Source organism: Nocardia panacis (assembly GCF_003598715.1).
GTDB classification, from domain to species: Bacteria; Actinomycetota; Actinomycetes; order Mycobacteriales; family Mycobacteriaceae; genus Nocardia; species Nocardia panacis.
Genome location: NZ_QZFU01000020.1, coordinates 84,436 through 107,371, shown reverse-complemented (window position 1 = coordinate 107,371; position 22,936 = coordinate 84,436). Strand labels below are relative to the sequence as shown.

The 22,936-nt window shown below is 66.0% G+C and carries 26 protein-coding genes; 8 read left to right on the top strand and 18 right to left on the bottom strand.

Annotated features, from left to right (window positions below; translation table 11 throughout):
• The first annotated feature begins 215 nt into the window (after nt 1-215).
• Entirely contained in the window at nt 216-1,178 is a 963-nt protein-coding gene (locus tag D5S18_RS18765) for a hypothetical protein (protein ID WP_120042363.1), read from the top strand.
• A 33-nt stretch (nt 1,179-1,211) separates the two neighbouring features.
• Here D5S18_RS18765 and D5S18_RS18760 read toward each other — a convergent pair whose 3' ends face one another.
• Together D5S18_RS18760 and D5S18_RS18755 are read right to left on the bottom strand one after the other, a co-directional pair.
• Complete coding sequence (locus tag D5S18_RS18760; RefSeq protein WP_120042362.1) at nt 1,212-1,958, bottom strand: GntR family transcriptional regulator; 747 nt, start codon at nt 1,956-1,958, stop codon at nt 1,212-1,214.
• Nucleotides 1,959-2,112: 154 nt separating this feature from the next.
• On the bottom strand, nt 2,113-3,279 hold the full coding sequence (locus D5S18_RS18755) for a helix-turn-helix domain-containing protein (RefSeq protein ID WP_120042361.1): 1,167 nt from the start codon (nt 3,277-3,279) through the stop codon (nt 2,113-2,115).
• Nucleotides 3,280-3,612: 333 nt separating this feature from the next.
• On the opposite strand from D5S18_RS18755, the gene D5S18_RS34920 reads away from it, so the two are divergent.
• From D5S18_RS34920 to D5S18_RS18730, 6 genes are all read left to right on the top strand, one after another.
• Nucleotides 3,613-3,789, top strand: coding sequence for a hypothetical protein (locus D5S18_RS34920; RefSeq protein ID WP_158607902.1), 177 nt, complete (start codon nt 3,613-3,615; stop codon nt 3,787-3,789).
• Between the two features lie 202 nt (nt 3,790-3,991).
• Nucleotides 3,992-4,858, top strand: coding sequence for a nucleoside hydrolase (locus D5S18_RS18750; RefSeq protein WP_120042360.1), 867 nt, complete (start codon nt 3,992-3,994; stop codon nt 4,856-4,858).
• Entirely contained in the window at nt 4,855-5,154 is a 300-nt protein-coding gene (locus tag D5S18_RS18745; RefSeq protein ID WP_120042359.1) for a hypothetical protein, read from the top strand. The genes D5S18_RS18750 and D5S18_RS18745 overlap by 4 nt, the downstream gene beginning before the upstream one ends.
• Complete coding sequence (locus D5S18_RS18740; protein WP_147404009.1) at nt 5,144-5,611, top strand: hypothetical protein; 468 nt, start codon at nt 5,144-5,146, stop codon at nt 5,609-5,611. Before D5S18_RS18745 ends, D5S18_RS18740 begins: the two co-directional genes overlap by 11 nt.
• Nucleotides 5,612-5,649: 38 nt before the next feature.
• Complete coding sequence (locus tag D5S18_RS18735) at nt 5,650-7,803, top strand: aminotransferase class I/II-fold pyridoxal phosphate-dependent enzyme (RefSeq protein WP_120042357.1); 2,154 nt, start codon at nt 5,650-5,652, stop codon at nt 7,801-7,803.
• Between the two features lie 14 nt (nt 7,804-7,817).
• Nucleotides 7,818-8,237, top strand: coding sequence for an NUDIX hydrolase (locus D5S18_RS18730; protein WP_120042356.1), 420 nt, complete (start codon nt 7,818-7,820; stop codon nt 8,235-8,237).
• Between the two features lie 33 nt (nt 8,238-8,270).
• On the opposite strand, the gene D5S18_RS35375 is transcribed toward D5S18_RS18730, so the two are convergent.
• Nucleotides 8,271-8,483 (bottom strand): hypothetical protein, encoded by a 213-nt coding sequence (locus D5S18_RS35375; protein ID WP_203236803.1) that lies wholly within the window; start codon nt 8,481-8,483, stop codon nt 8,271-8,273.
• Between the two features lie 677 nt (nt 8,484-9,160).
• Here D5S18_RS35375 and D5S18_RS18720 point away from each other — a divergent pair.
• Entirely contained in the window at nt 9,161-9,409 is a 249-nt protein-coding gene (locus D5S18_RS18720) for a hypothetical protein (RefSeq protein ID WP_120042354.1), read from the top strand.
• A 106-nt stretch (nt 9,410-9,515) separates the two neighbouring features.
• Here D5S18_RS18720 and D5S18_RS18715 read toward each other — a convergent pair whose 3' ends face one another.
• From D5S18_RS18715 to D5S18_RS18645, 15 genes are all read right to left on the bottom strand, one after another.
• Complete coding sequence (locus D5S18_RS18715) at nt 9,516-10,631, bottom strand: hypothetical protein (protein WP_147404007.1); 1,116 nt, start codon at nt 10,629-10,631, stop codon at nt 9,516-9,518.
• A 3-nt stretch (nt 10,632-10,634) separates the two neighbouring features.
• Nucleotides 10,635-10,979 (bottom strand): phage tail fiber protein, encoded by a 345-nt coding sequence (locus tag D5S18_RS18710; RefSeq protein ID WP_120042352.1) that lies wholly within the window; start codon nt 10,977-10,979, stop codon nt 10,635-10,637.
• Between the two features lie 71 nt (nt 10,980-11,050).
• Nucleotides 11,051-11,377, bottom strand: a complete 327-nt coding sequence (locus D5S18_RS18705) for an LtfC-like domain-containing protein (protein WP_120042351.1) — start codon at nt 11,375-11,377, stop codon at nt 11,051-11,053.
• Entirely contained in the window at nt 11,374-11,616 is a 243-nt protein-coding gene (locus D5S18_RS18700; protein ID WP_120042350.1) for a hypothetical protein, read from the bottom strand. Before D5S18_RS18700 ends, D5S18_RS18705 begins: the two co-directional genes overlap by 4 nt.
• 104 nt (nt 11,617-11,720) lie before the next feature.
• Nucleotides 11,721-12,314 (bottom strand): hypothetical protein, encoded by a 594-nt coding sequence (locus D5S18_RS18695; protein WP_120042349.1) that lies wholly within the window; start codon nt 12,312-12,314, stop codon nt 11,721-11,723.
• Nucleotides 12,315-12,317: 3 nt separating this feature from the next.
• Nucleotides 12,318-13,463: a glycine-rich domain-containing protein gene (locus D5S18_RS36135; RefSeq protein WP_147404005.1), complete on the bottom strand. Its 1,146-nt coding sequence runs from the start codon at nt 13,461-13,463 to the stop codon at nt 12,318-12,320.
• A 14-nt stretch (nt 13,464-13,477) separates the two neighbouring features.
• A complete protein-coding gene (locus D5S18_RS18685) occupies nt 13,478-13,828 on the bottom strand; it encodes a hypothetical protein (protein ID WP_120042347.1) in 351 nt (116 codons plus the stop codon).
• A complete protein-coding gene (locus D5S18_RS18680) occupies nt 13,825-14,055 on the bottom strand; it encodes a hypothetical protein (protein ID WP_120042346.1) in 231 nt (76 codons plus the stop codon). The genes D5S18_RS18685 and D5S18_RS18680 overlap by 4 nt, the downstream gene beginning before the upstream one ends.
• Nucleotides 14,055-14,927 (bottom strand): glycoside hydrolase family 25 protein, encoded by an 873-nt coding sequence (locus D5S18_RS18675; protein ID WP_120042345.1) that lies wholly within the window; start codon nt 14,925-14,927, stop codon nt 14,055-14,057. The genes D5S18_RS18680 and D5S18_RS18675 overlap by 1 nt, the downstream gene beginning before the upstream one ends.
• Complete coding sequence (locus tag D5S18_RS18670; RefSeq protein WP_120042344.1) at nt 14,924-15,418, bottom strand: phage gene 29 protein family protein; 495 nt, start codon at nt 15,416-15,418, stop codon at nt 14,924-14,926. Before D5S18_RS18670 ends, D5S18_RS18675 begins: the two co-directional genes overlap by 4 nt.
• An 8-nt stretch (nt 15,419-15,426) precedes the next feature.
• On the bottom strand, nt 15,427-17,127 hold the full coding sequence (locus D5S18_RS18665; RefSeq protein ID WP_120042343.1) for a Gp37-like protein: 1,701 nt from the start codon (nt 17,125-17,127) through the stop codon (nt 15,427-15,429).
• Nucleotides 17,124-18,005, bottom strand: a complete 882-nt coding sequence (locus D5S18_RS18660) for a hypothetical protein (RefSeq protein WP_147404003.1) — start codon at nt 18,003-18,005, stop codon at nt 17,124-17,126. Before D5S18_RS18660 ends, D5S18_RS18665 begins: the two co-directional genes overlap by 4 nt.
• A gap of 11 nt (nt 18,006-18,016) precedes the next feature.
• Nucleotides 18,017-22,018: a transglycosylase SLT domain-containing protein gene (locus D5S18_RS18655; RefSeq protein ID WP_120042341.1), complete on the bottom strand. Its 4,002-nt coding sequence runs from the start codon at nt 22,016-22,018 to the stop codon at nt 18,017-18,019.
• A 12-nt stretch (nt 22,019-22,030) separates the two neighbouring features.
• Nucleotides 22,031-22,408: a hypothetical protein gene (locus D5S18_RS18650; protein WP_120042340.1), complete on the bottom strand. Its 378-nt coding sequence runs from the start codon at nt 22,406-22,408 to the stop codon at nt 22,031-22,033.
• Between the two features lie 56 nt (nt 22,409-22,464).
• Nucleotides 22,465-22,860 carry a hypothetical protein gene (locus tag D5S18_RS18645; RefSeq protein WP_120042339.1) on the bottom strand — a complete coding sequence of 132 codons (396 nt, stop codon included), beginning with the start codon at nt 22,858-22,860 and terminating at the stop codon, nt 22,465-22,467.
• Nucleotides 22,861-22,936: the final 76 nt, after the last annotated feature.

Sequence of the window (22,936 nt, the reverse complement as noted above, 5' to 3'; positions counted from 1 at the left end):
AGAAAGCTGGTGCCGCACTGGGATCGGTTCTTCGATCCCAGGCCCGACGCGCTCGCTGCTGCCACTCGCCTGATCCTGGGTGCTGCGGCGGGTGGTTTGTTCCACGGCCAGGTCACCACCATGCTGGGGGCACCTGGAACCACCACCGGGCGTACTATCGGTGCCGTTACTCGTCGGAGTACGCACTCGCGAATGAACTCGATTATCCGCCTTCGGTGTATCTGCGTGAGGATCAGATCGGCGCGCCGCTGGACGCTTGGCTGGCCGAGGTGTTCCATCCCGATCGGATCCGGGACAGTCTGTCGCGTCTCGAGCAGGCCCAGCCCGCCACCCAACAGCCCACCCTCGATGCCGCGCGCCTGTCGCTGTCCGAACACGATCGGAAACTCGCTCGCCACAGGGCCGCACTCGAATCCGGTGCCGACCCCGCGCTCATCGCCGAATGGAGCCGTGAGGCGCAGCGGGAACGCGCACTGGTGCTGGCGCAGATCGCCGCCATCGAGGCGAAAACCGTTGTGGCCCACAAGATGAGCAGGGACGAGATCCGGCAACTCGTGGATTCGGTCGGTGGCTTGTTGACTGTCCTGCGTTCGGCAGACCCTGCCGATAAGCTGGAGGTCTATCGCCAACTCGGCTTGAAGCTGACCTACGACCATAAGAAACGGGCGGTCCTGGCCGAAGCTGGGCCAAAACCGCCCGTGGGCGTACTGGTTGTGTCCGGAGGGGGACTTGAACCGCTGTGTCCGCCCTGCTCACGGCCCGCGACCTTGGGATTCCTTGGGATGGTTCGGGACGGCAAGGGGGTGTCCGGGGCGAGATTAACCCTGATTGTTGACCGGGTCAACAAGCCCCTCAACGCCTCTCAAGGCCAATATCATGTGAACATGCGTTCGGTAGACGATGAGGAGTGGACGCCAATCCTGGAAATCGACGGGCGCGTCGCGCGAGACGCTGACGACCGGTTGTACCGGACCCGCGACGGAGGATGGACGCGGCCGACACCGGTCTTCTGCCGCAACCGACATCGCCTCGGCCCCGGACGGATGCTCGTTGGCACGGTGATGTGCCGAGCAATCGACGGCGTCCACCACACCTACTACTGCCGAAAGTGCGGCGACACGGTCTATGTACCGGCAATCGGCCGAGAATGCGATCATCGAGCGTTCGACGGTCGGTGAGTCCGAATCGTTCCACCAGCTCGATTGGATGGGCTACGAGTCCGCTGTGAAGTGATACTCGAGATCGTATGCGCTGGCGTCGAGCAGCATTTGGTTGATTTCGATACAACGGCCGGTGGCGATGTGAGCGTGGCGGGTGATGGCGATGACCGGTGTTCCGGTGGGAAGGTCCAATTCGGTTGCCTCTTGCTGGGTGGGCATGCGGCACACGATGTTCTCGGTGAACTTCACGGGTGCAAGTCCGGCTTCGGCCATCCTGGCGTAAATACCGCCCGGACCCGGGCCGGTGTAGGCGACGGCCGGCGCGGCGGCGACTACGTCCAGCGGTAGATAAGAGATGGCGGTTTGGACTACCCGATCGTCGATGGCGAATCGGCGAGACCGTGTCAGCACGGCGGCGCCCTCGGTGATGGCGAGCGCCTCGGCGACGGTGGCCGGTGCGGGGACTTCTGTGACTTCGACATGCTCGACGCGCATACGGCCGTGGGTATCAGCGTCTTGGATGGACCGACCTTGCCCCCAATGCTGCCGGTGTAGCCGTTGCGGCGAGGTGCGTCGAACACGGGAGAACGTTCGCACGTAGAGGCCACGACCGTGGCGCGATACCACGACGCCTTCGGCGCGAAGCAAGTCGATGGCCCGAGACACCGTGCCGACGGGTACATCGAATCGTTCAGCCAGTTCACGGACGGTGGGCAGCCTGTCGCCTTCGACTAAACGCCGCCCGGCGATGTCGGCACGGATGGCATCGGCGACATTGCGATACGCAGGAGCAGCCATACTGTTCAGAATACCAAGTGTTCATTCCGCACACATCTTCAGTGTTCAGAACTCGCGAGCTTAACTGGATAGCGGACACAACCGAGCGAGCAGGGAGGCGCTGGGGATGAACACCAACGGTGAGGCCGATGACACTGCACCGTTGGAACGGAATTCAGTCGTCGACGCCTGCGGCGGTCGCGAGCGAGCGCAGCGTTCGGGACGCTCGGCGCTGCTGGTCGGCGGTGGCGCGCACCGTGGCTTTCACGGTGCCGGATGCTCGGAAGTGCTCGGGCGCGGCTTCGCGGGATTCGAGCAGGGCTTCGATTGCGGCGTCCGGGTCTCCGGCGAGCAGATGCGCCCGTGCGGTGTCGACCCAGAAGTAGGTGCGGCGCTCGGGCGCGAAGCCTTTGGGGAGGTGGGTGTTTCGGGCGATATCGAGCGCGGCCCCCGCCTCGCCAAGGTCGACCTCGGCGGCGATGCGATGCAGTCGCACGTTGGTCGGGCCGACCACCGTGTCGAGTACGACTGTGTCGGCGATGGTCTCGACCAGTCGTCCGGCCTCGGCGAGGTGGTCACGCGAGATATCGGCCTGTCCGAGTGTGGCCGAAATCGTTCCAGCGCGCATGTGGAGGCTGGACAGCACCGCTGCGGCGGTCCGGTCCGTGGCGGCGAGCGGAATGATGTCGGCGACCGTTCGATCGAGAAGCTTCATGGCTTGTCGACCGGCACCGATGCGGGCGAGGGTCGCGGCCTTGAGGTAGGACACCGACGCCACCCGCAGCGGGTCGCCGGACTTGTCGGCGGCCCACAACATTCGCTCGGTCGCGGTCATGGACAGATCCGAGTATCCGAACTTATGCGCGAGGCTGTTTGCCGCGCGGTAGGTATCGGTGAGCAGTGCGTACGCAGGCTCGCCGTGTTCTTGTGCGGAGACGAGCAACTGGTCGACGAGGCCGGGCAGGACATCGCCGATCTTGCGATACCGCGCACCGCGTCGCCAGTCGCCCACCTTTGCGACCAGCGGCGCGAGCTCGGTCGGCGCGAGGGGTTCGACGTCGTCGTCCATCAGGTCGACTGCGGCGAGGGTGCGGCGAATAACCGGCAGCACGTCCAACGTCTGCACGTCCTCGGTGTCCTCGGCGTACAACCTGGACGCATCGATGCCCAGTGCATCCGCAATCCGTCCAACCCAGAACGTCGATGGGCCGGAATGACCGGTCTCGACCTGCCGGAGAGTCGAGTGCCCGACACCAGCGGCAGTGGCGAGTTGCTGGGCGGTCATGCCCTTGATCTTGCGGTAGCGAGCGATGCGCGCGCCCACCGAATCCGATTGCCTCACCGCTTCACGGTATCACTCAAATCTCGAACATTCTCCGAACATTCAAGGCTTCAACCAGCGTTAACGTCTGTGTTGCATCCCAGTTCGATGCGTCTCACTCATCGAGTGCCGGCACCATATCGCCGGGGCATCGAGCGCACCGTCACCATACCGACGCGACTTGAGGGCTTCCATGGAAGTGATCGTTAGTGTTGCACCACAGGGAATCTCACCGCTAGCCGGCGACACCACCGCTCTCGTTGTGGTTGGAGTGTTCGCCGCGGTCACCGCGATTGTGCAGTGTGTGATGCCGTGGCTCATCGACCACGGCCATCACCGCGACGAGGACCAGCGATGAGCGCGTCGCCGACCTCCCCCGAGCGTCATGCCTGGACTTCCCAGCAGTGCGGCGACACATGGATCACCGGTCTCGATCACGCCCGCGTCGTCCTGACCGTGCACGGCGGCCACGGCCCCGGCTGCAACGCCTATCTGGCCGCTCTCGGGCGCGCGTCGTCGGTGTGTCAATGAGCTGGATCAACGACCACTGCGAGAAGCCCATGCCCGTCGGCTCGTCAGCGGGGCGGGTGGCAGGCGTCCTCCGTATTCACCGCACGTGTGATCCGCCGTGCCCGCGTCGGGTCTCGGCCGCACTGCACGCGCCTCTGTCACCGCCCATCGGTGGGCTTCTCGCCCACATCGACTCCACATCGATTGCCAACAAAGGGGATTCATGAATTCCGTGATTGTTGATCCGGCCGTGTCCGTGATCATGGATACCGATATCGGCTACGACCCCGACGACGCGTTCGCGCTTGTCGCGGCGGCGCGCTCGGTCGAGCAGCTGATCGTGGTGACCGCCGACGAGGTACGCGGCGGGTACCGCGCCCGCTACGCGCGAGCGCTGCTGGACGCGCTCGACCGCCCAGACGTGCCGGTCCATGTCGGGATCGATCTCGGGAGCGAGAGCTTCGTCGTCCACGACGAAGCCCTCACCGCCCCAGCCCAACCCGGTGCCTTCCACGACGCGGTCGAGAGCGCGTGCAGGTCGACCTACGGACCCGTCCAATGGGCCGGGCAGGGACCGCTGAGCAACGTGGTCTCGGTCCTCACCGAACGACCGCATCTCACCGAGAAGATCGCGGTCACCCAGCAGGGTGGATGGCTCGACACCTATCACAGCGGCCCCACGAAGACCAGCCACAACCTGCGCGTCGATGTGCGCGCCGCGGGAGTCGGACTGCGGATGCTGCATCGCCCGCGCCTGGTGCTCTCCGACCACACCGGAGTCCCCGAAATCCGCGTCACCACCGACAGCGACCTCTACAAGGAGTTGGCGGGCAACGACGCCCCCTGGGCGCGGTTGCTGTTCGCGAACGTCCGCAACTGGCTCTCGAAACGTCCACACTTCTACCTGCACGATCCACTCACCCTGTCCGCTGCGCTCGGGCAGAAATTCGTGCGCTTCGCCGCCGAGGACATCGCCGTCAGCGGCGACGCGTTCCTTCGCCGCGAGCCGGGCGCGCGCCGAATGCTCGTCTCGACAGGCGTCGACTACGACGCCTTCAACGCGTGGCAGCGCACGGTGATCGGCCTGTGAACGATTCCCCGTTCGGCGAGCGCCGCCACAGCCACACCGCACCGGCCGCCGGTAGCCGCCGCATGTTCGACGGCGAGATCGAGGTCTGGCTGAGCGGGCATTGGCACTGCACCGAAAAATCTGGCGGCACAACCGAATCCGAGTGCGGGATGCGGTGGTGGCTCCTCGAACAACGCGCCGAGCGGGGCCTGGACTTCCGGATCCCGACACGCGAGCAGCCGCCCGGCTGGTCCGCCCCCGCCCGCCCCGGGCAGGTTCTCGGGGCGGGCGGGGGCGGTGACGCGCGTGCGTTCTAGCGTCCCCACCTATCCCGTGCTCCGGCTGCGCGACGGCGGCAATGTAGTGGCCGCGTGCGCGTTGGAAATACTCGTCATGCTCGGTCGGCTGCCCGGTGCTCGCACCGTGGGCGACATCTCTCACATCACCGGCTACTCGATTGCGGCGACGGCCGCCGCGCTGGACTGGCTGGAACGCCGAGGATCGGTGCGGCGGGTCGGCGCGTGGGCGATCACGGCCGCGACCCGTAGCGAGTTGTCTACCAGGCCCGAGACGTTCAGCTACCTGCAACGTGTCGCGGTCACGGCCCTGTACCGGTGCGGCGCGCGCACCGGCGATGAAATCGCTTGGCGGGCGGGTGAATCAGCAACAGACGTGCATCGGGTTCTGGCCTGGCTGTATCGCCACCGCCGTCTCTACCACGTCACGGCCTACCAACTCGCCAGCAAGAAGGAGCCGGCCAGCTGGGATCAGTGACTCCCTCCACCTCACACCACGGAGAAAGGCTGAACACGATGTGCAAGATCCTGGTCACGGGAGCCGGCGGCTTCCTCGGAGCGGTGCTGGTGCCGCAACTGCTCACCGACGGTCACACCGTCACGGCGGTGGACACCTACTGGTTCGGCGACACCCTCGCCGACCATCCGCGCCTGGACATCCACCGCGCCGACATGCGGACGATGGACCTCGGACTGCTCACTGATGTCGATGTCGTCATCGCGTTGGCCGCGATCAGCAACGACCCTGCGGGACAACTCGATCCGGTGTGGACGATCGAGGTGAACCAGCGCGCGACGATCCGCCTGGCCGAAGCCGCGCGGGCGGCCGGGGTGCGCAGGTTCGTGCACGCCTCCTCGTGCAGCGTCTACGGCAGCAACGACACCATGCCGTTGACCGAGGACGCGCCGCTGGGGCCGTTGACGATCTATGCCGGTACGAAGGTCAGCACCGAAACGGCGCTGCGGAACCTGGAGACCTCGCTGTTCCGGACAGTGTCGTTGCGCAAGGCCACCCTGTTCGGGGTTTCGCCGCGGATGCGGCTGGACCTGGCGGTCAACACGATGACCCACCACGCCATGGCCCGCGGCAGGATCGCCGTGGACGGCGATGGCCGCCAATGGCGGCCGTTCCTGCACGTCGCCGATGCCGCCACTGCCTATCGCCTGTGCGTGGAGACACCCGACGAACTGTTGCCGGACGGCGCGGTGTTCAACGTCGTGGGTGAGAACCTGGCGATCTGCGAGCTGGCGGCCCTGGTCGCCGTGGAGTTCCCCGCCGCCGTCGTGACCTCGGGCACCGAGCGGGTCGACGCGCGTTCCTATCGGGTCGACGGTGCCCGGTTCGCGGCGTTGACCGGGTTCCGGCCAGCCCATACGGTCGCCGACGGCATCCGTGAGGTCCGCGCGGCGCTGGAAGCGATGGATCCCGATGACTGGGAGCATCCGCGCCACCACACCGTCACCATGATCGACCGAGTGCGCAAGCTGCCTGCCATCGACGGCGGCGCGCCCGTGCGGTGGAAACCGCTGCCGTTCGCGGTACCCACGATCGGCCGCGAGGAGGAGAACGAGGTGCTGGCCGTGCTGCGGTCGGGCTGGTTGACCACCGGGCCGCGCACCAAGCAGTTCGAGGCGATGTGCGCGGACTACCTCGGCGTCGAGCACGCCGTGGCCACCAACTCCGGCACCGGCGCGCTGCACCTGGCGCTCGCCGCGGCCGGGATCGGCCCGGGCGACGAGGTGATCACCACCCCGATCACCTGGCCCGCGACCGCCAACGTGATCCACCACGTCGGCGCGACCACCGTATTCGCCGACGTCGAGCCCGATACCCTCAACATCGACCCCGCCGCGGTCAAGGCCGCGATCACCGCGCGGACCAAAGCGGTCATGCCGGTCCACATGGCCGGGCAGCCCTGCGACATGGACGCGATCGGCACGCTGGCCGCCGATCACGGCCTGATCGTGATCGAGGACGCCGCGCACGCCTTCGGCGCCCACTGGGGTGAGAAGATGATCGGCCAAACCAGCACGATGGCGGCGTTCAGCTTCTACGCCACCAAGAACCTCACCACCGGCGAGGGCGGGCTGCTGGTCATCGACGACGACGAGCTGGCCGAGCGGGCGCGGGTGCTGTCGCTGCACGGCATCAGCAAGGATGCCTGGCGGCGCTACGCCCCCGGCGGGGCGGTCCACTGGGAACTGATCGAACCCGGATTCAAGTACAACATGCCCGATCTGGCCGCCGCGATCGGCATCCACCAACTGCCACGCCTCGAGGAGTTCATCGCCACCCGGACCCGCCACGCAGATCTTTACGACCGGCTGCTCGCCGACGTCCCCGGCATCGGGCTGCCGACACGCCGAGTAGGCGTGCGCCACACCCACCACCTCTATGTGATCGCGCTGGACCAGGACCGGCTGGTCATCGACCGCGACAGGTTCATCGAGGCCCTGCGCGCCGAAGGCATCGGGGTCGGCGTTCACTTCATCTCGCTGCACCTTCAGCCCTATCATCTGGACCGCGGCATGGACCCCGACATGTTGCCGGCGGCGCGGGACGCCTCGGCTCGGATCGTGTCGCTGCCGCTGTATCCCGCCATGACTGAGAACGACGTCCGCGACGTCGCCGACGCGGTCCGCAAGGTCGCCTCGGCCCACCAGCGATAGGAGCGCCCGGCACCATGCGCGAAGGCACCCAGATCATCCTGGTCAACCCACGACGTCAAGTGTTGATGTACCTGCGCGACGACAAACCCGAGATCCCCTACCCCGGAATGTGGTCCCTTCTCGGCGGGATGCTGGAGGACGGAGAGACGCCGGCCGAGTGCGTGCGCCGCGAGATCGAGGAGGAAATCGGCGTCATACTCGACCCGACCGAGATCCAGCATGTTCGCACCCGAGACCTGCACTACGGCGTGGAACACACCTTCTTCGCCCGCATCGCCTTCGAAATCGACGACGTCGTGCTCACCGAAGGCCAGCGGCTCGGCTGGTTCGGAGAGTCCGACGCCGCCGCGACGGGACTGGCATATGAGGACAACGCCATACTGGCCGAGTTCTTCGCGACGCCGCCGGCGGCCGTGCCAGTCGATGCCGATTGACATCGCTGCGAGACTTCTCGATCGAAGTCGCACTCAACTGTCCTCGCGACGCGAGGACAGTTGAGTGATCGACGACGCCTGCTCCAACTCTTCCCTGATTTGCTCCAGCTCCAGCGACAGTTCGGCGATGAATTTGGCGAGTGTCTTCCCTTTGCGCCGTCCATCGGCCAATTGCGCTCTGACAGTGATGATCTCCTCCCGCAATACCCGGTTCTCGTCGTTGACCTTCGCCACCGCCTCAGGCACGTCGTGCTGGGCTTTGACCCTCGCTTGAAACTCCTCGACGAGGTCTTTGTGGCTGCCGTAGACGACGTCCCGACGTAGTCCCGATTCGACGATCAGCTCGCTGCCGGTCAGGCTTCCGGTCGACGAGCGCGGAGGCGTCCCTGCCAGCAGCCGGTCGGCCGCCGCCCGTATCGCCTTCCGGTCGGGGTCCCCGTCGCGGGGGTTTGCGGCTCATTCCGTCGTCTCCTGACCGATCACGGCACGAAGTCGTTCGGCCCGCGCGACCGCGCGATCCCGAAGGAGGGGAGCAGAGAGAACCGTAGTCGAAATCGCCTCGGCAGTAGTCGAAATCGGCGCAACGTCGATCGCCGCTTATCTCGTCGCGGCCCGAGCGGGTCTCTGACCCTCGCGAGCACACTGGACGCTCCCGATTACGAGGCGGACGGGAAGGTGCCTCAGCGGCACCGTGCCGCCCGTCGCCTCGGCAGCTGCGACAAGCCGGCGACCAACTCATCGCCGGTACAGCAAAGAACGCACATGTCCTTCACTTCATAGGTAGGCTGCCGCGAATATATCTTTACAGCAGGGGGTTTCGTGATCACAGCGCCTATGGCACCCCAGCAGGATCCGGGGTTGCCGTGGCACATTCGCGGCATCTCCCCGAATGGCCGGAACGCATTGAACATGAGGGTTACGGGATGAATCGCATTGCGCGAGTCGTATTGTTGATCGCCTTGGGCGGAATCGGGATCGGTGCCGCGGCGGGCAACGCGGCAGCGGATCGCACCGGCATCATTGTCGGTTACCAGGCGTGCCAGGACACTGCGCGCGCCTATCAGAAGGCCGGCTACACCGCCTATTGTTTCCAACTTCAGGGCGATAGCTATCAGGTCGATTACCACCGGAGCGGGCAGAGTAGCCTGCCGTCGACCGGTAGCTTCGGGTAGATCCACGGTCGGCCTGGCCTGTCACGCGAGCATCGCCCCTCGTCCAAACCACGAGGAACTCGCCCAGCCGATAAGGTCGGGGCGAGGTGTTTTCGCTGCGACCGGGTTAGACGCCGTTGATCTGGACATAGGTGTTCGAGGTGCCGCTGGAGAAGACGATATAGGCGGCGTAGGTGCCGCCGTTGGCCCACACGCCCAGTGTGTCGCCCGCTGCCACGCTGACGCCGGTCGTCGACAAGCTCAGCGTCCCGGTGCCGCTCGTTGTTGCCGACTTCATCAACGTGCCCGACGACCCGTTCTTGTACAGGTAGACCGTGAGAGCCTGGCTGAACGTGTTCTGGCTGATCACGGCCTGGGCGGTGATGTTGATCGTGCCCGACCGGTCGATGACCAGCGCGGAGGAGCTGATGCTGGTGGCCGGATAGGCGGAGTCCGCGGTCCAGCCGGTGACCTGCGTGGTCGAGCCGGCCGGTGACGCGTCGGCCGTCAGATACATGCGCTGGTTGGCGGGCTTGTTGACAACCGCTGCCGCGGCGAGGGTTCCTGCTCCGGTGAATCCGCCGACGATTGAATAGGTCGATTGGACGACGGCGAGGGTTCCTGCTCCGGTGAATCCAGCCGAGACCGGCACCACCGGGACGACCGCAGCGGTTAACACGCCCATGCCGGTGAACCCAGCCGAGACCGGGTATCCGCCGATGGCAGCCGCCGCCATCGTGCCCGAGCCGGTGAACCCAGACGAGACCGGGACTGCGATTGCCGTTGTCGCCGAACCGGATCCCGTGAACGGGGCGGTGGTGACACCGATCGGTGTGATGCTCGCGCGCAGTGCGCCGGAGCCGGTGAGCGCAGCGGTGCGGGTCGCGCCCGGCCACGCAGTCGCGGTGAACGTGCCCGCGCTGGTGAACCGGGCCGGGATCGATGCGATCGCCGTGAACTGGCCGGCACCGGTGAACGGCGCGGCGACCGCAATTTTGGCCAGCGCCATTGCGGTGAGCTGACCGCGGCCGGTGAAGTCCGCAGACACCCCGGGCTTGCCGATGACGGTCGCGGCTGCTGCGGCGGAGCCGGTGAAGTTCGCGACCACCCCGTCGGGGATCGCCGGAATCCACTGGGCCAGTGCCGTATCGACCGGTGCGCGGGGAGCGTCCGCGAGCCAGGTGGAATTGGGCATGTCCGTAACGGTCGAGCCGGGCCGCGGCGAGTCGGCAGCGAACGACACGGGTCAGGACACCGTGATCGACGGGGTCACCAGGATCTGGCCCTGCGCGCCCAGCGCGGTCGAGGTGATGAGCACCTTGTCGATGAAGGTGCCGCCGGTGGCGGCCGACCAGAGCCCGGCATAGGTGTAGGTGCCGGCGGGGACGTCGATGGTGACCTGGCTGCCGTTCACGACGCCGCCGGTCGAGGAGGTCCAGGTGGTCTGTTTGCGGGCGTAGGCGGGGGTGCCGCCGGACGCCTCGGATGTCCCGGTCGTGCCCGGGTCGCCGGTGTGCAGTGAAACCCAGGCACCGAGCCCCTTGTAGTTGTCGGCGAGAGACTGGCGGGTTGCGGCAACAGCGATTGCCATGGCGGACTCCTTACATGACGAACCCCCGAGCCGATCGAAGGTTTGCTGGGGTGGGTGTTCGGTTGTGGGCGTTACTGTTTGCGCACGACTTGTCCGTAGAACCATTCGAACGTGGTCGCCGGGCTGGTCGGGATCGTCACGTAGAGCCGATATCGGGCACCGGTGGGGATCGCTGCGGCAGCAGCAGCGGCCACGATCCAGTCGACGGATGTCGTGGAGATGTTGGTGGCGTTCCAGGTGTCCAGCACGGTCGTCGAGGTGCTGTCGCGGATCTCGATCCACGCCGAGATCCCTGCGGGGAAGGCCGATGTCGCGGATTTAATGCTGTGGGTGAAGTTCGCGCCGACGGACAGGACCAGCGGGCGCCGTGACGGCTCCCACCCGAGTGGTGTGGTCACGATGCCTCGGAGGCGTCTGTGGCCGTGCTCGGGGTGATCTGGTAGCCGCCGAGCAGTTGCAGGGCCATCCAGTACGCGCCTTCGAGGCGTTCGGCACTGTCGGCCTCGGCGTGCAGGACGAAGGATCCGCCGCGCCGCTGCAACGACGTCTCCGCGCACGCCCCGGTCTCGGTCGCGGGGAATACACTGGCTTCGGGTTTGACGACGTCGCCGAATCCTGGTGTGACACAGACGGTCACGTAGCTAGTTCCATGGACCGGCGGGTCGACGGCGAAACATCGCGCCTGACCGGCAAATCCGGGAACAGATTCGAGATGCACTGTGGCTGTGGGCATTTTGCTCCTCAGTCGAAGAGGTATTGGATGACGGTCACGCAGCCATTGGCACCACTGGCAGCCGACCCGCCGCCGCCAGCCGGGAAACCGCCCGCGCTGCCTCCCGCTCCGCCGCCGCCGGACTGGCAGGCTTGCCACAGCGGTGGATTGGAGACTCCGGCCGGGACGCTGCCCGATGCGCCGCCGGATGCGTTCGGACCGCCTCCGCCGCCTCCACCCGCCAGGAGACGGATCGGCGCGGAGGTGACGCTCGCGCCGGGTGTGCCGCTGCCGGAACCTCCTGCGCCGCCGCGGATGTAGGACAGTCCGCCGCCCCCGCCGTTGTTGGCTCCGGAGCCGCCAGGGGCGGTGTAGTAGGTGCCGAAGCTGCTCGCGCCACCGTCGCGGCCCGCGCTGCCGCCTGCACCGACGGTGATTACGACGGTCCTGGTGAGGGCCGTGGCGGGGATCCGTTTGGCGCTGGCCACGGCCGCCCCTCCGCCGCCGCCCCCGGTGGCGTCGCCGCCGCCGCCAGCGCCGCGAATGATCACGTCGACGCCGAAACACCCTGCGGGCTGGGTCCAAATGTCATTGGCGGTGTAGACCGAGACGCTGATATGCACGGCTCAGCTCGAGCGTTCGATCACGAAAATGATCCCGTTGCTGCCTGCGCCGCCGCTGGTCGCACCACCCGTTCCACAGGCGCTGCCGCCGCCACCACCCGCAGGGAACGCCCCAGGGCCTCCGGCGACGGTGCCGCTGATACCGCCGCCGCCGCCACCACCACCGGTGGCGACGATCGACGCCGGGGACGACCCCGCCGCGCCGGGATTGCCCGTCGCGCCGCCGGGCGAAATCCCTCCGGCGGCCCCTGCGGTGCCGATGCCATTGGCTGCCCCACCCGCGCCTCCTCCTCCACCACCACCATGCAGGTCGTAGGCGGACACCGACGCAGTGGGCGCCGTAGGTGGTGTGGAGCTGTAGCCGCCAACGCCGCCGTTGCCGCCAGGGATCATGCCGACTCCGCCGATCGCGACCGGCCCAGGCGTGCCCCACGATCCGCCGTTGCCGCCACCTGCCAGTAGCCAAGCGCCACCGGAGCTTCCGACCTCGGGACCGAACTTGCTGTCGCCCCCACCTGAACCGACACCGCGGTCGGAAACCGCGCCCGCACCACCCGCACCGGTGACGATCTGCACGGCCTTGAACGATCCATCTGCGTTCTTCGGCAGCAGGGACGCCGGGATAGTGGTGTGGGTTTCCCCGCCGCCGCCCCCACCACCGCCGGAACGGGCTCCGGTGGAGAAGGCGTCGAAGCTGCCACTCGACCCGCCACCGCCGGCACCGATGATGATCACATCGATGGAATGGATCCCCACGGTCGGCGTATAGGTGTTGTTACTGGTGAACACGATGGCGACACCTTGCAGAAGCACTTGGTCGAACTGCTGCCGCAACGTCGTGATGGAGTGGCTGTGATCAGTGATCGTCGGCAACGTCGCGACATAGTGATCGTTCACAGTCCCCGAGATGGCCTCGAGGACACTGGCGAAGCCACCGAGGACCGCGCCGATCGCGCCCGCGATCAGCGACAGGATCATCCCGACCAGCATCCCGCCCATCCCCGACCAAGAACCTGATGTGGCAACGTCTTTCGACAGTTTGTCGGTGATGGTGTTCTGGGTGCGGCCTGTCATGGACGGGATTGAGCCGTTCGCCGAGAGTCCCCAGTTGCCGGGGGTGAATCCGCCGGCACCGGACGGGAAAGTCATGACCAGACCTCCGGTCAGACCGCGGCCAGCGGCGGGGGTTCGGGGACGTCGAAACCTGCGGCGCGCAGCCGGTTGGCCATCGTGGTGTCCCATTCGGCGTGCGCGGCCATCGCCGCCCGTCGAACCGCTTCGCGGGCATCGGTGGCGCGCTTGTGCGCGTCGAGCTCGGCGCGGACGGTGTCGAGTTCGCCCCGTAGGTCGGTCAACTCGTTGTGCAACGGCTGGACGAGACCGACTGCGACGGAGGATAGTACGGCGGCCTCGTCGGCTTTGGCTTTGCGGCGGCCGAAGACTCCGCTGACCAGGCCACCGACTCCCGCGCCACCGATGCCGGAGAGGATCTCGGGCCAGGCGTCGAAGCTCATTGGCCTCCTGTCGCAGCGTTCGCCCCTTTGACCGGACGCACGACGGCCCGGATCAGCAGCCCGGCGATGATTGGTGAGAGCATCGTGTAGACGGTGACCGCGGAGTCGATCCATTCGACGTTGATGGCGTGCCCCACGATCAGGGCGACGATGCCGGTGACGGCAACGAGCGTGGAACGCACCAGCGCGGGTTCAGGGACTCGTGGGGTCGGGGTTCGGGTGGTCATCATTCCGCCTTCGGTGGATTGGAGTTGACGGTCAGAAGCTGCTTGATGTCGCCGCGAACCTCGTTGAGGCCGTTGTCGATCGCGACGAGCTTGTCGACGGCGGTGAAGTTCTGGCCGCTGTCGTTATGGCCGAGTTGTGGCCAGCCCTCGCCGTTCGGGCCGCGCAGTTGGTCCCAGATATCGCGGGTCTTGGACAGCAGTTCCTGCTGTTCGGCATCGGTCAAAGCCATGAGAGATCCATTCGTCGGGGTGGAAGGGGCTCGAAGCAGGGTGTCGAGGTCGGCCCGGCTGCCGCGGAAGGCGTTGGCGTCCACGAGATGTCCGGCGACGCATGCGGCGTCGGTGAACTGGAGAAGGTCAGGAGTTTTGCCGCCGAAGGGGGTCCAGGACGTGGAGTCGTCGCCGGGGTACATTGCCGAGGCAGTGCCACCGGATCCGCTCACGTACGAGGACTGGATCAGGCCGGGGACCGCGGAGAGGTCCGGGCAGCCGATCTGCTGCCAGTACCAACGCGGGATGTATGACAGGGCGACCGCGACGCCGCGGGCGTTGATCGCGCGCACGACGGCCCAGAAGGTGTCGATGCCTCCGGAGTTGGCCTCGAAGTCCAGCATGACGGCCGCGCCGTCGAGTTGGCGCACAAACATCTCGGCCTGGGCGTCGGGGTCGCTGTCCGCGCGCACATAGTGGTACCCGGCAAGCGCGAGACCCGCCGCGCGCGCGGCGTCGCGGTAGGCAGGCCAGGTGTAGTCGATGAAGTAGTCGCCTTCGGACACCTTCGCGAAGACGAAGTCGAAGCCCTCGGCTCTGACCCGGGTGAGGTCGATGTCGGGGCCGTTGTTGTTCGAGATGTCGATGCCGTAGAGGGTCATTGTGTCTCCGTGGGTGTTTCGGGATCGGTGTCTGTGCCGGAGCGCAGGCGTTGGATCTGGTCGAAGGTGGAGGCGAATTTGTGTGCCTGCGCGGCCATCGCGTCGCGCTTCTCGACATCGGTCATGTCGGCGATGCGTTGCGCGAGGCCGGGATTGAAGGTCGCGAGCATCTGCTCGAGGTCGATGCCGTCGGCCTTCGCTTGCTTCTCGGCTTGGTGGCGGTCGTATTCCTCGCGGTTCACCCACTGCACGGGTGAGAGCCAGCCCATGTCCGGGTTGGCCGAGGTGATCGGGAACAGGCGTTGTTTGGCAGGGTTGTATTCGAGGCCGAGGTCGGTGAGGAATTTCGACCAGGCCGGAACGACTTTCGGTGGAATGGGGACGGGTATTCCGCCAGTTTGGTGAGACGGCATCGATCCGAGCGCCCAGGCCAACGCCTGGTAGGGGTCGCTCATGTCGATGCCCTCGAACCCGACAGGGGCGTCGGTCATGTGTGCTCCTAGGAGATGAGGTGGACGCCGATGTTCGACAGCGTTTGCAGGGCCTTGTTGAGCAGCCTCGAGGAGCGTTCGACCTGGGACATCGCGGCTTTCGCGGTGCCGACGGTGACGGTCCAGTCATGGTTCTTGCCGGCTGTGTAATCCCACGACAGGGTCATTTCTTCGACCTGGTCGACGAAGATGACGTCGTTGACCGCGGCGACGGTGGATCCGATGCGGTCACCGATTCCGAAGTGCAGGCCGGGCATGAACTGGCCGCCAGTGCCCATCGAGAACTGGTGCGCGGTCTCCGACCTCGTCGACAAGAACCCCGAGCGCAGTGCGGCGATCGCCGAGAGTGACCATGCATTGTTCTCCGCGCCGGTGGCGAACACCTCGAACAAATGCACCCAACCCAATTGGGATGCGCGCGAATGGTTCTGCCATTCCAGCCACGCAGCTATGGTTCCAGTCAGGAACGGCATGACGATATCGGCCGCAATCGATCCGAGCCCGGAGAAGCCTCCCAGCAAGAAATATCCGATCAAGGCACCGATGCTTTCGATGGTCAACCTCGCGAGGTTGTCGACGAGCGGGTTGTCGCCGCCGACGATGACGCGGACCGCGGTGGCCGGTGCCCAGGTGAGTTGGGAGGTTTGCATCGTGGTCCATTGGCTGTCGCGGACCACGATCCACGGATATTCGGGGACGGTGCCGTAGTAGCCGGGCGTGTAGTACTGCTGCGGGCGGGTCGCTTGGTTGTCGGTGACCAGTGTTTGGGTGTCCTCGACGAACCCGGCCAGGAAGGACTGCACGCTGCGCGCGAACCCCGCCGCGATCCCGCCGCCGGTGCCGGTGCCGGCCTGTGACCAGTACCCGGACTTGTCGATCACTTCCAATATCAGCGCGCCGTTGGCGATGTTGGGGACGTCTGGCAGTGGCGATGTTTCACCGTCCACGGTGAGGATTCGCCTGTAGGTGAGGACCAGCTGCGCGTCGTCGAGTGCATCGGCGATGACTGTGTCGAGGCGGTTCATTCTCGTTGCCAGGATCGTCCACAGGCTGCTGTCGTCGAGATCGAATGCCTTTGCTTTCACATGGACTTGCCAGCCGGACATGTCGCCGTTGCTGCCGGGCGCGAACGGATCGTCGGCCGGGGTCCAGAGGTTGCCTTCGAGGCGCAGCAGGTTGATCCAGATGAGCAGGGAGATACACCATTTCGACGGCCCGAACAGCGGCAGCACCCGCGGAAACTGAAAGATCGGGATCGGGAGCAACGGGTTCGGTGGCCCGAGCATGAACTGGAGGAATTGCAGGTCATCGACGAAGGTGACGTCGAGGTAGTTCAGGCCCTGGGAGTCTCGGACCGCTTTCCAGTTCTTCAACAGACCCGACCAGCGGACCTTGCCGCCCATGCTGTCGACGGTGATGACCACATTCTTCTTCGCGGCGGCCGTGTTCGGGATGGAGACGAGCCATCGCGCGAGGTAGTGGTCCATGCGTAGCCGCAGGGTGCCGGTGGTGGCGGTGTTCTTGCGGAATGGGAACTTGCCGTTGACGGTGTCCTGGGCGGTGCCGCGCAGGATCAGGCCGGGGCTGCCGTCGGGTTTGTTGGTCCAGAGCCGGATTCTCGGTGCGGCGGAGCGTATCCGGCGGTGCTGATCACGGATCGCGTCGCATTGCTGCCACAGTCTCGGATGGTCGGCGAGGGTGGTGCTCACAGGCTCACTCCGAACGGGCGCGAGTAGCGGCGCGGGATCCGGACCGTCACAGCGGCATTCGCGTTCGCGCCGGTCACCGAGATCGGGACCGCGGTGGGCTTGGTGCCGGCGGCGATCGGGTAAAGCAGGCTGTTGCCGTTCCACCGTGCCCAGATCGGCGAACCGTTCGCGGCGACGAGTGCTTCCTGGTCAGGGTCGGAATCGATGGCGCAGTCCTCGCCCGCCACCAGCGCCGGCAATGTCACCGTGCGCGCGGTATCGATATTGGCCGGGCGCTGATATGCGCCTTCCTGTCCCCAGCTGTAGTCGGGCAGCGTCCAGGTTCCGGGTGCGTTCACGAAGTACTTCGGCCAGACCTCGATATCGCCGAGGTTCTGGGCGCGGAACGTGGTGGATCCGCTGCCGGTCGCCGTGGTCCAGGTGAAGGTGAAATCGTCCGCGTACCAGAATGGTTGCTCGGCGGCGGCGTTGATCAGCAGCGTTGATGTCGCGTACAGGTGCGGGTTCTTGCCTTCCCAGCTTCCGTTCTCGTACGCGGTCGGCTCCGACAGCAACCGCAGGTCCAGATGCCGTACGCCGTCATCGGTTTCGATGTGCAGCGTGAACTGCTGGTCGTACATGCCCAGCGCGCGCCGGAATTGGGAGTCGATATCGCGCCAGGTGTCCGGGTTGCCGTCGGTGGCGAAGATGTTCACCGCGAAGGTGGGGTCGCGGCGTTCGAACTGGCGCCCCTGGTAGTGCATGTTCGCGGCTCCGGCGATCCAGAACGTTTTCGCGGGTGCGTCGATGATCCGTTTCGGGCCGGGCCGCAGTTCCACGCCTTGGTCGCCGTCGAGGTCCCAGATCGAGCCGTCGGCGCCGGTGAGCCAGATAGACATGCAGTCGCTCATCAGTAGGCCGCCAGCGCGCTCATCGATTGCTGTTCGGCCCAACGGTTCTGGGACCGGATCAGCTCATCGTTGTTCATCACGTGCACATCCCCGTTGAAGTTGATGCTGTGGTCACGAGTGACCGCCCCACCGGCGGCACGGCCGGGTACCTGCCCGACCGACACCACGGGGGCGCGGCCTGCGTTGATGTCTTGCAACCATGCGGCGTTGGCTGCGGCGGCCTGGGCGTTGACGACGAACTCGCCGTGTGACAGGGACGCGCGGATCGAGTCCGAGGTGGAGTTGCCGGGTCCGAAAACCCATCCACCCGATGCGTATCCGGCGGTGGTCGGCCAGATCTTGTCCGCGCCGCCGTAGCGTTTGTCGACGTAGTTGAAGGCGGCGGCGATGTTGGCCTCGGGGTCCGTTTGGGTGCCGGGGAAGCGGGAATCGAGGTAGGCGTCGAAGGTCGGTTTGATGATCTGCAGCAGACCGATCGAGGGAGTGCCGGCGGCAGCGTTGGCGTCGCTGTCGTTGCGGGCCTCGGGATTTCCGCCCGACTCGATCCTGATCTGTGCGACGGTCCGATCTGCGAGAGCCAGCGCGCGGCCGGTGCCCTGCAGGACGGTGACTACGGTGCTGCGCCACTGTTCGGCACCCTGGCTCGCGTCATAGGTTTGCTTGCCGGACGGGCCTGCCTGCGTGGTGTTGCCGTCCGTGCCCGGCGCGGTCGCGACACCGGTGTCGGTTGTCGTTGTGGGGGACGTTGTTTGGGTGTTGGTGTTCTTGTTCTTGTAGAAGTCGGCGGTGGTTTGGATCGCCTTGTTGTAGGTGTTGCTGGAGGACAGGATCGAGTTCTCCAGCCCGAAGGCGCCGAGCAGCCCGTCAGCGAGAATCGTTCCGGCGTTGGAGAAGATCCCTTGCAGCGAGTACTTCTCGGGCAGCTTGTCCTTGTTCGCGTCGTTCAGATCCTTGGTGGTGTCGACTGTGCTCGGCCCGATATAAGTGCCGGTCGGGCTGTAATTCGACGGGTCACCGGCTCCGCTGGGCGTCGTCGAGGGCGTCGATGGCGTGGCCGGATCGTTGACTGCGGACGCGACTGCCCAGTGCACGTGTGAGCGGTGCTGGTTCAGCGTGTCCGCGCCGTACACGCTCAGACCGTCACCGACATCCTTGCCGTTCTTCAGGTTGTGGGAGAACGGGGCATGGATCAGTTCGAGGCTGTTGGGGAAGTTGGTCGAGATCCACGACGCCAGCGACTGCATCTCCGGGGTGTCATCGGAGCCGTTGGAGAAGTCCGCGGCCTTGCCTTGCCCGTGCCAGTCGTTGCTGTTGCGCACCCCGGAGGTCAGCGTCATGCCGGGAAAATGCGTGGAAACGACCGCGGCCATGGACTTCACGACATCGGATTGGCCACTGGCGTCGACCGCGCCGCCTTCGGCGAACCTGGGCAGTGCGTCGGCGTTGATCGCGTCGACCAGTCCGCGATACTTCTTCGTCGAAGCGGCGTTGATGACGTACTCGCCGTCGGATAGCCGCGCCAGGATCGAATCCGAGGTCGCGGTGCCGGGTCCGTTGATCGGACCGCCGCCCGCGTGGCCGGTGACCTTGTCCAGCAGGGATCCGAACAGCCTGCCGGTCACGCCGCCCGCACCGGCCTTGAACGGCTTTTCGATCGTGTCGATGAATCCGTTCCACAGTTCCTTCAGCTTGCCGATGAGGTCGGAGAATTTGTCGTGCAGCTGGCCCAGGCCCTCTTTCATCGCATCCCATGCCGTTTTGATCAGCGACCACCCGTTGACGATGCCGTCCTTCAACGAGTCGAACGCCGGGATCAGTTTGGGGACAATGAAATTCACGAGGTCGGTGAACTTGTCGAGCAGCTTTTCCACCAACGGTGCGATGGCGACGAGGATGTCGGCGAGGATCGGCAGGATCTGGACTGCGAGCTCGACCAGCTTCGGCAGCAGCGGCGCGACCGCCACGATCAGATTCGCGAACGATGTCGCCAGGTCCGGCAAGATCGGCAGGATCTTGTCGAGTGCTTGCGAGAGCGCCTGCCCGATCGTCTGCGCGATCTGCGCGAACACCGGGGCGAGCTTCGAGAAGGCGTCCGCGATGACCGGTATCACCGGTTGCAGTCCTTCGGCGAATTGTTTGATCACCGGGCTCAGTGCGGTGGCGAGCGCGGAAATGCCTTGGGCGGCAGCGCCTGCGATGATTCCGATGATCTGCGCCAGCGGCGCGATCAGCGGCGATACGGCGGCCAGGACGTCGGCGAGTGCCTGCGCGAGCTGCGGCAGATACGGGGCGATCGCGGTGATCGCGTCGGCCAGCGCGTTGCCCACGATCCGCGCGATCTGTGAGAACGGTCCGATCAGCGGAATCAATGCCTGCCCAACAGTATTCAGCAGCCGCCCGATCACCGGCAGCACCGGCAGCAAACCGGAGGCCAGCGTCGACACCAGCTGTGAGAGGGGCGGCATGATCGAGGTGAGGGTGTCGGCGAAGGTGCCGCCGAGTTGCCCGAGCGGCCCAGCGATCGCCGCGAGCGTCTGCCCGAGCGCGGTGAACAGCGGGGCCAGATGCGGACCGACCTCGGCTCCGAGGGTGATGAACGCGCTGGTCAGCCCTGTGATGAACGGTGCCATCCCCTGCAGGGATCGGCTGACGCCGTCGACGAATGCCTGCATCGCGCCGTTGCTGGTCAGCGCGGTGAACAGGGCGTCGAGGCTGGACAGCGTCGATTTGATGGCGGTGTTCATGCCGGTCGCGATCTGCGATAGCCCGTCCTTCAAGGCGGGCAGCTGGTCGTGTGCCAGTGAGGTGACCGAGTCACCGAGCCCGGCGAACAGGTTCTCCTGCACCGCCAACCGCAGGTCCTTCCACTGCGGGCCGAGTGCCCGCATCTGGCGGACGAATTCCTGTGCCGATGGTGTGAGCTTGGCCATCGCGAGCGCCAACTGGTCGGTGGCTCCGCTGGTGGTGCGTTGTTCCTTCGCCAGTTCCGCAACAGCTTTCGCGGTCGCGATCGTTGACTGCTGTGCCGCGAACTGGGCCTGCTCCAAGGTCTTCTGTGCGGCCACGACTTGATCGGAGCCCTCGACACCCTTGGCATTGGCTTCTTCGGCCTTGCGTTTGGTTTGGTCGTTCTTGACCTTCGTGTCGGTGAGGTTCTGCCCGGCCCTATCGACGGTCAGCTGCGCGTCGTCGATATCGAGGTGCGTCGCTTGACCTTTCGCCGCTTGCTGTTTGACCTTCTGCAGATTCACCACGGCACGCCGATAGGCGATCTCAGCGCTGCGCTCGGACAGAGCTCCGTCTTTGACCGAGAGGTTCAGGTCGTCAATGGCATCCTTGGCGTCCTTGCGGGCCTCGGTGAGCGATTTCTGCGCGTCTTCGACGTTGCGCAGCGCTTCCATCTCGTTGTGCTGGGCGACGACCACCGCGTTCTGCGCATCGGCGACCTGACTCAATCCATGGGCTTGATCCAATGCCGCCTGGTTCGCTCCCTCGGACGCGCTCTTCATCGCCGAGAATGCGGCTCCCACACCGTGAATGCCGACAACACCCACAGCACCGATGCCGCCGAGAATTGCGGCCAGCCCACCGGCCGCGCCCGCCGCTCCACCGGCCGCCGCCGCGATTGCCGCGATCTTCGCGGCCACAGCGCCCACGGCCACGGTGTGGGCGCCGATGCCACGAACCGACTCCGATAACCGCTGCATCGAGACGGTGGCCTCGCTGGTGCCCTCCACTCGTGCTTGGACGCGGGCGGTCCGGGCACGGGCAAGCTCATCGAGCTCGGCGCGAGCAGCTTCGGTGTCGAGCGTGACATCGACGTTCAGCCGCCGATCGCGGGCCAGCGCATCGATCCGTTCTCGTGCCCGCGCCACATCGGCGTCGATGTCGATCGTGAACTCGGTGTCGATCTCGCGCAGCTTCCTGCGCAGCTTCTCCGCGAAACCTTCCAGGGAGGGAACGATTTCGATGTCAGCCGAACCGGCCGAGTACGACGCCACGAGCCACCTCCCTCATCCTTGTGCGGCTTCGCGGAGCCGGTAGACATTGGTCAGATTCGAGGTGTGCTGTTTGCGCAGTTCCTCACGGCGCTTGAGGTGCGGCCATCGCGGTCGTGGCGACCGCGGCGCCGTGGAAGGGTCGGCTGCTCCGGTGATATAGAGCAGCTGGGTGAGCCGGTCCTCGATGCCGACGAGGTGCTGGATGTAGATGTCGAAGCCCTCGATCGGGACGTCGATGTCGTCGGGATCGGGTTGGGCTGCCATGTGATCGACGATGTCGGGATCCCGCAGCTTCGCTGACCGGTAGCGCGATCCCATGGGCAGCAGGTCTTTCAGATCCCACAGGTCGCGCCAGTCGCGTTCGCCTCGTAGCCAGTCGTTGAGGTCCAATCGCAGGTACCGGTGAAGATCCCACCGGAGTTCGGCGTGGTACTCCTCGATCTCGGTTACGAGGCCGGCGATCCCCCCGGGATGTCCTGGGCGCCGCGGCCGTTGACGTGGTCGACCAGATCCAGGGCCAGGCCGTCGAACAGGTCTCCGCCGTCGTCGAAGGCGTCGAGGGTGCGCTTGACCCGCTGGTATTCGTCGTGGCCCATGAGCGCGATCATCATTCCCATCACGTCGTTGCGATGCAGGGCCGCGTAGTAGTCCTCGCGTTGCTGGATCTTCAGCGGAAACCGGACGCGCACAGGCGGATCGAAACCTTCCTCGGCTCCGAGAATGTAGTCGGCGATCTTGGGGCGGCCGTCGTTGAACTCGGCGGCTCGGCGGCGCAGCCGTTCGAACTTCGTGCCGAATTCGGGCTCGGCCTGCGCGCTGGTGGCTCGCTTCCTCGGTGGCATGGTTGTCTCCCCGGTCTTGTGGATCTCCCCGGTCTGATTGGGTCGCCGGTCCGCGCTGCGCCGGGGAGTTGACGGC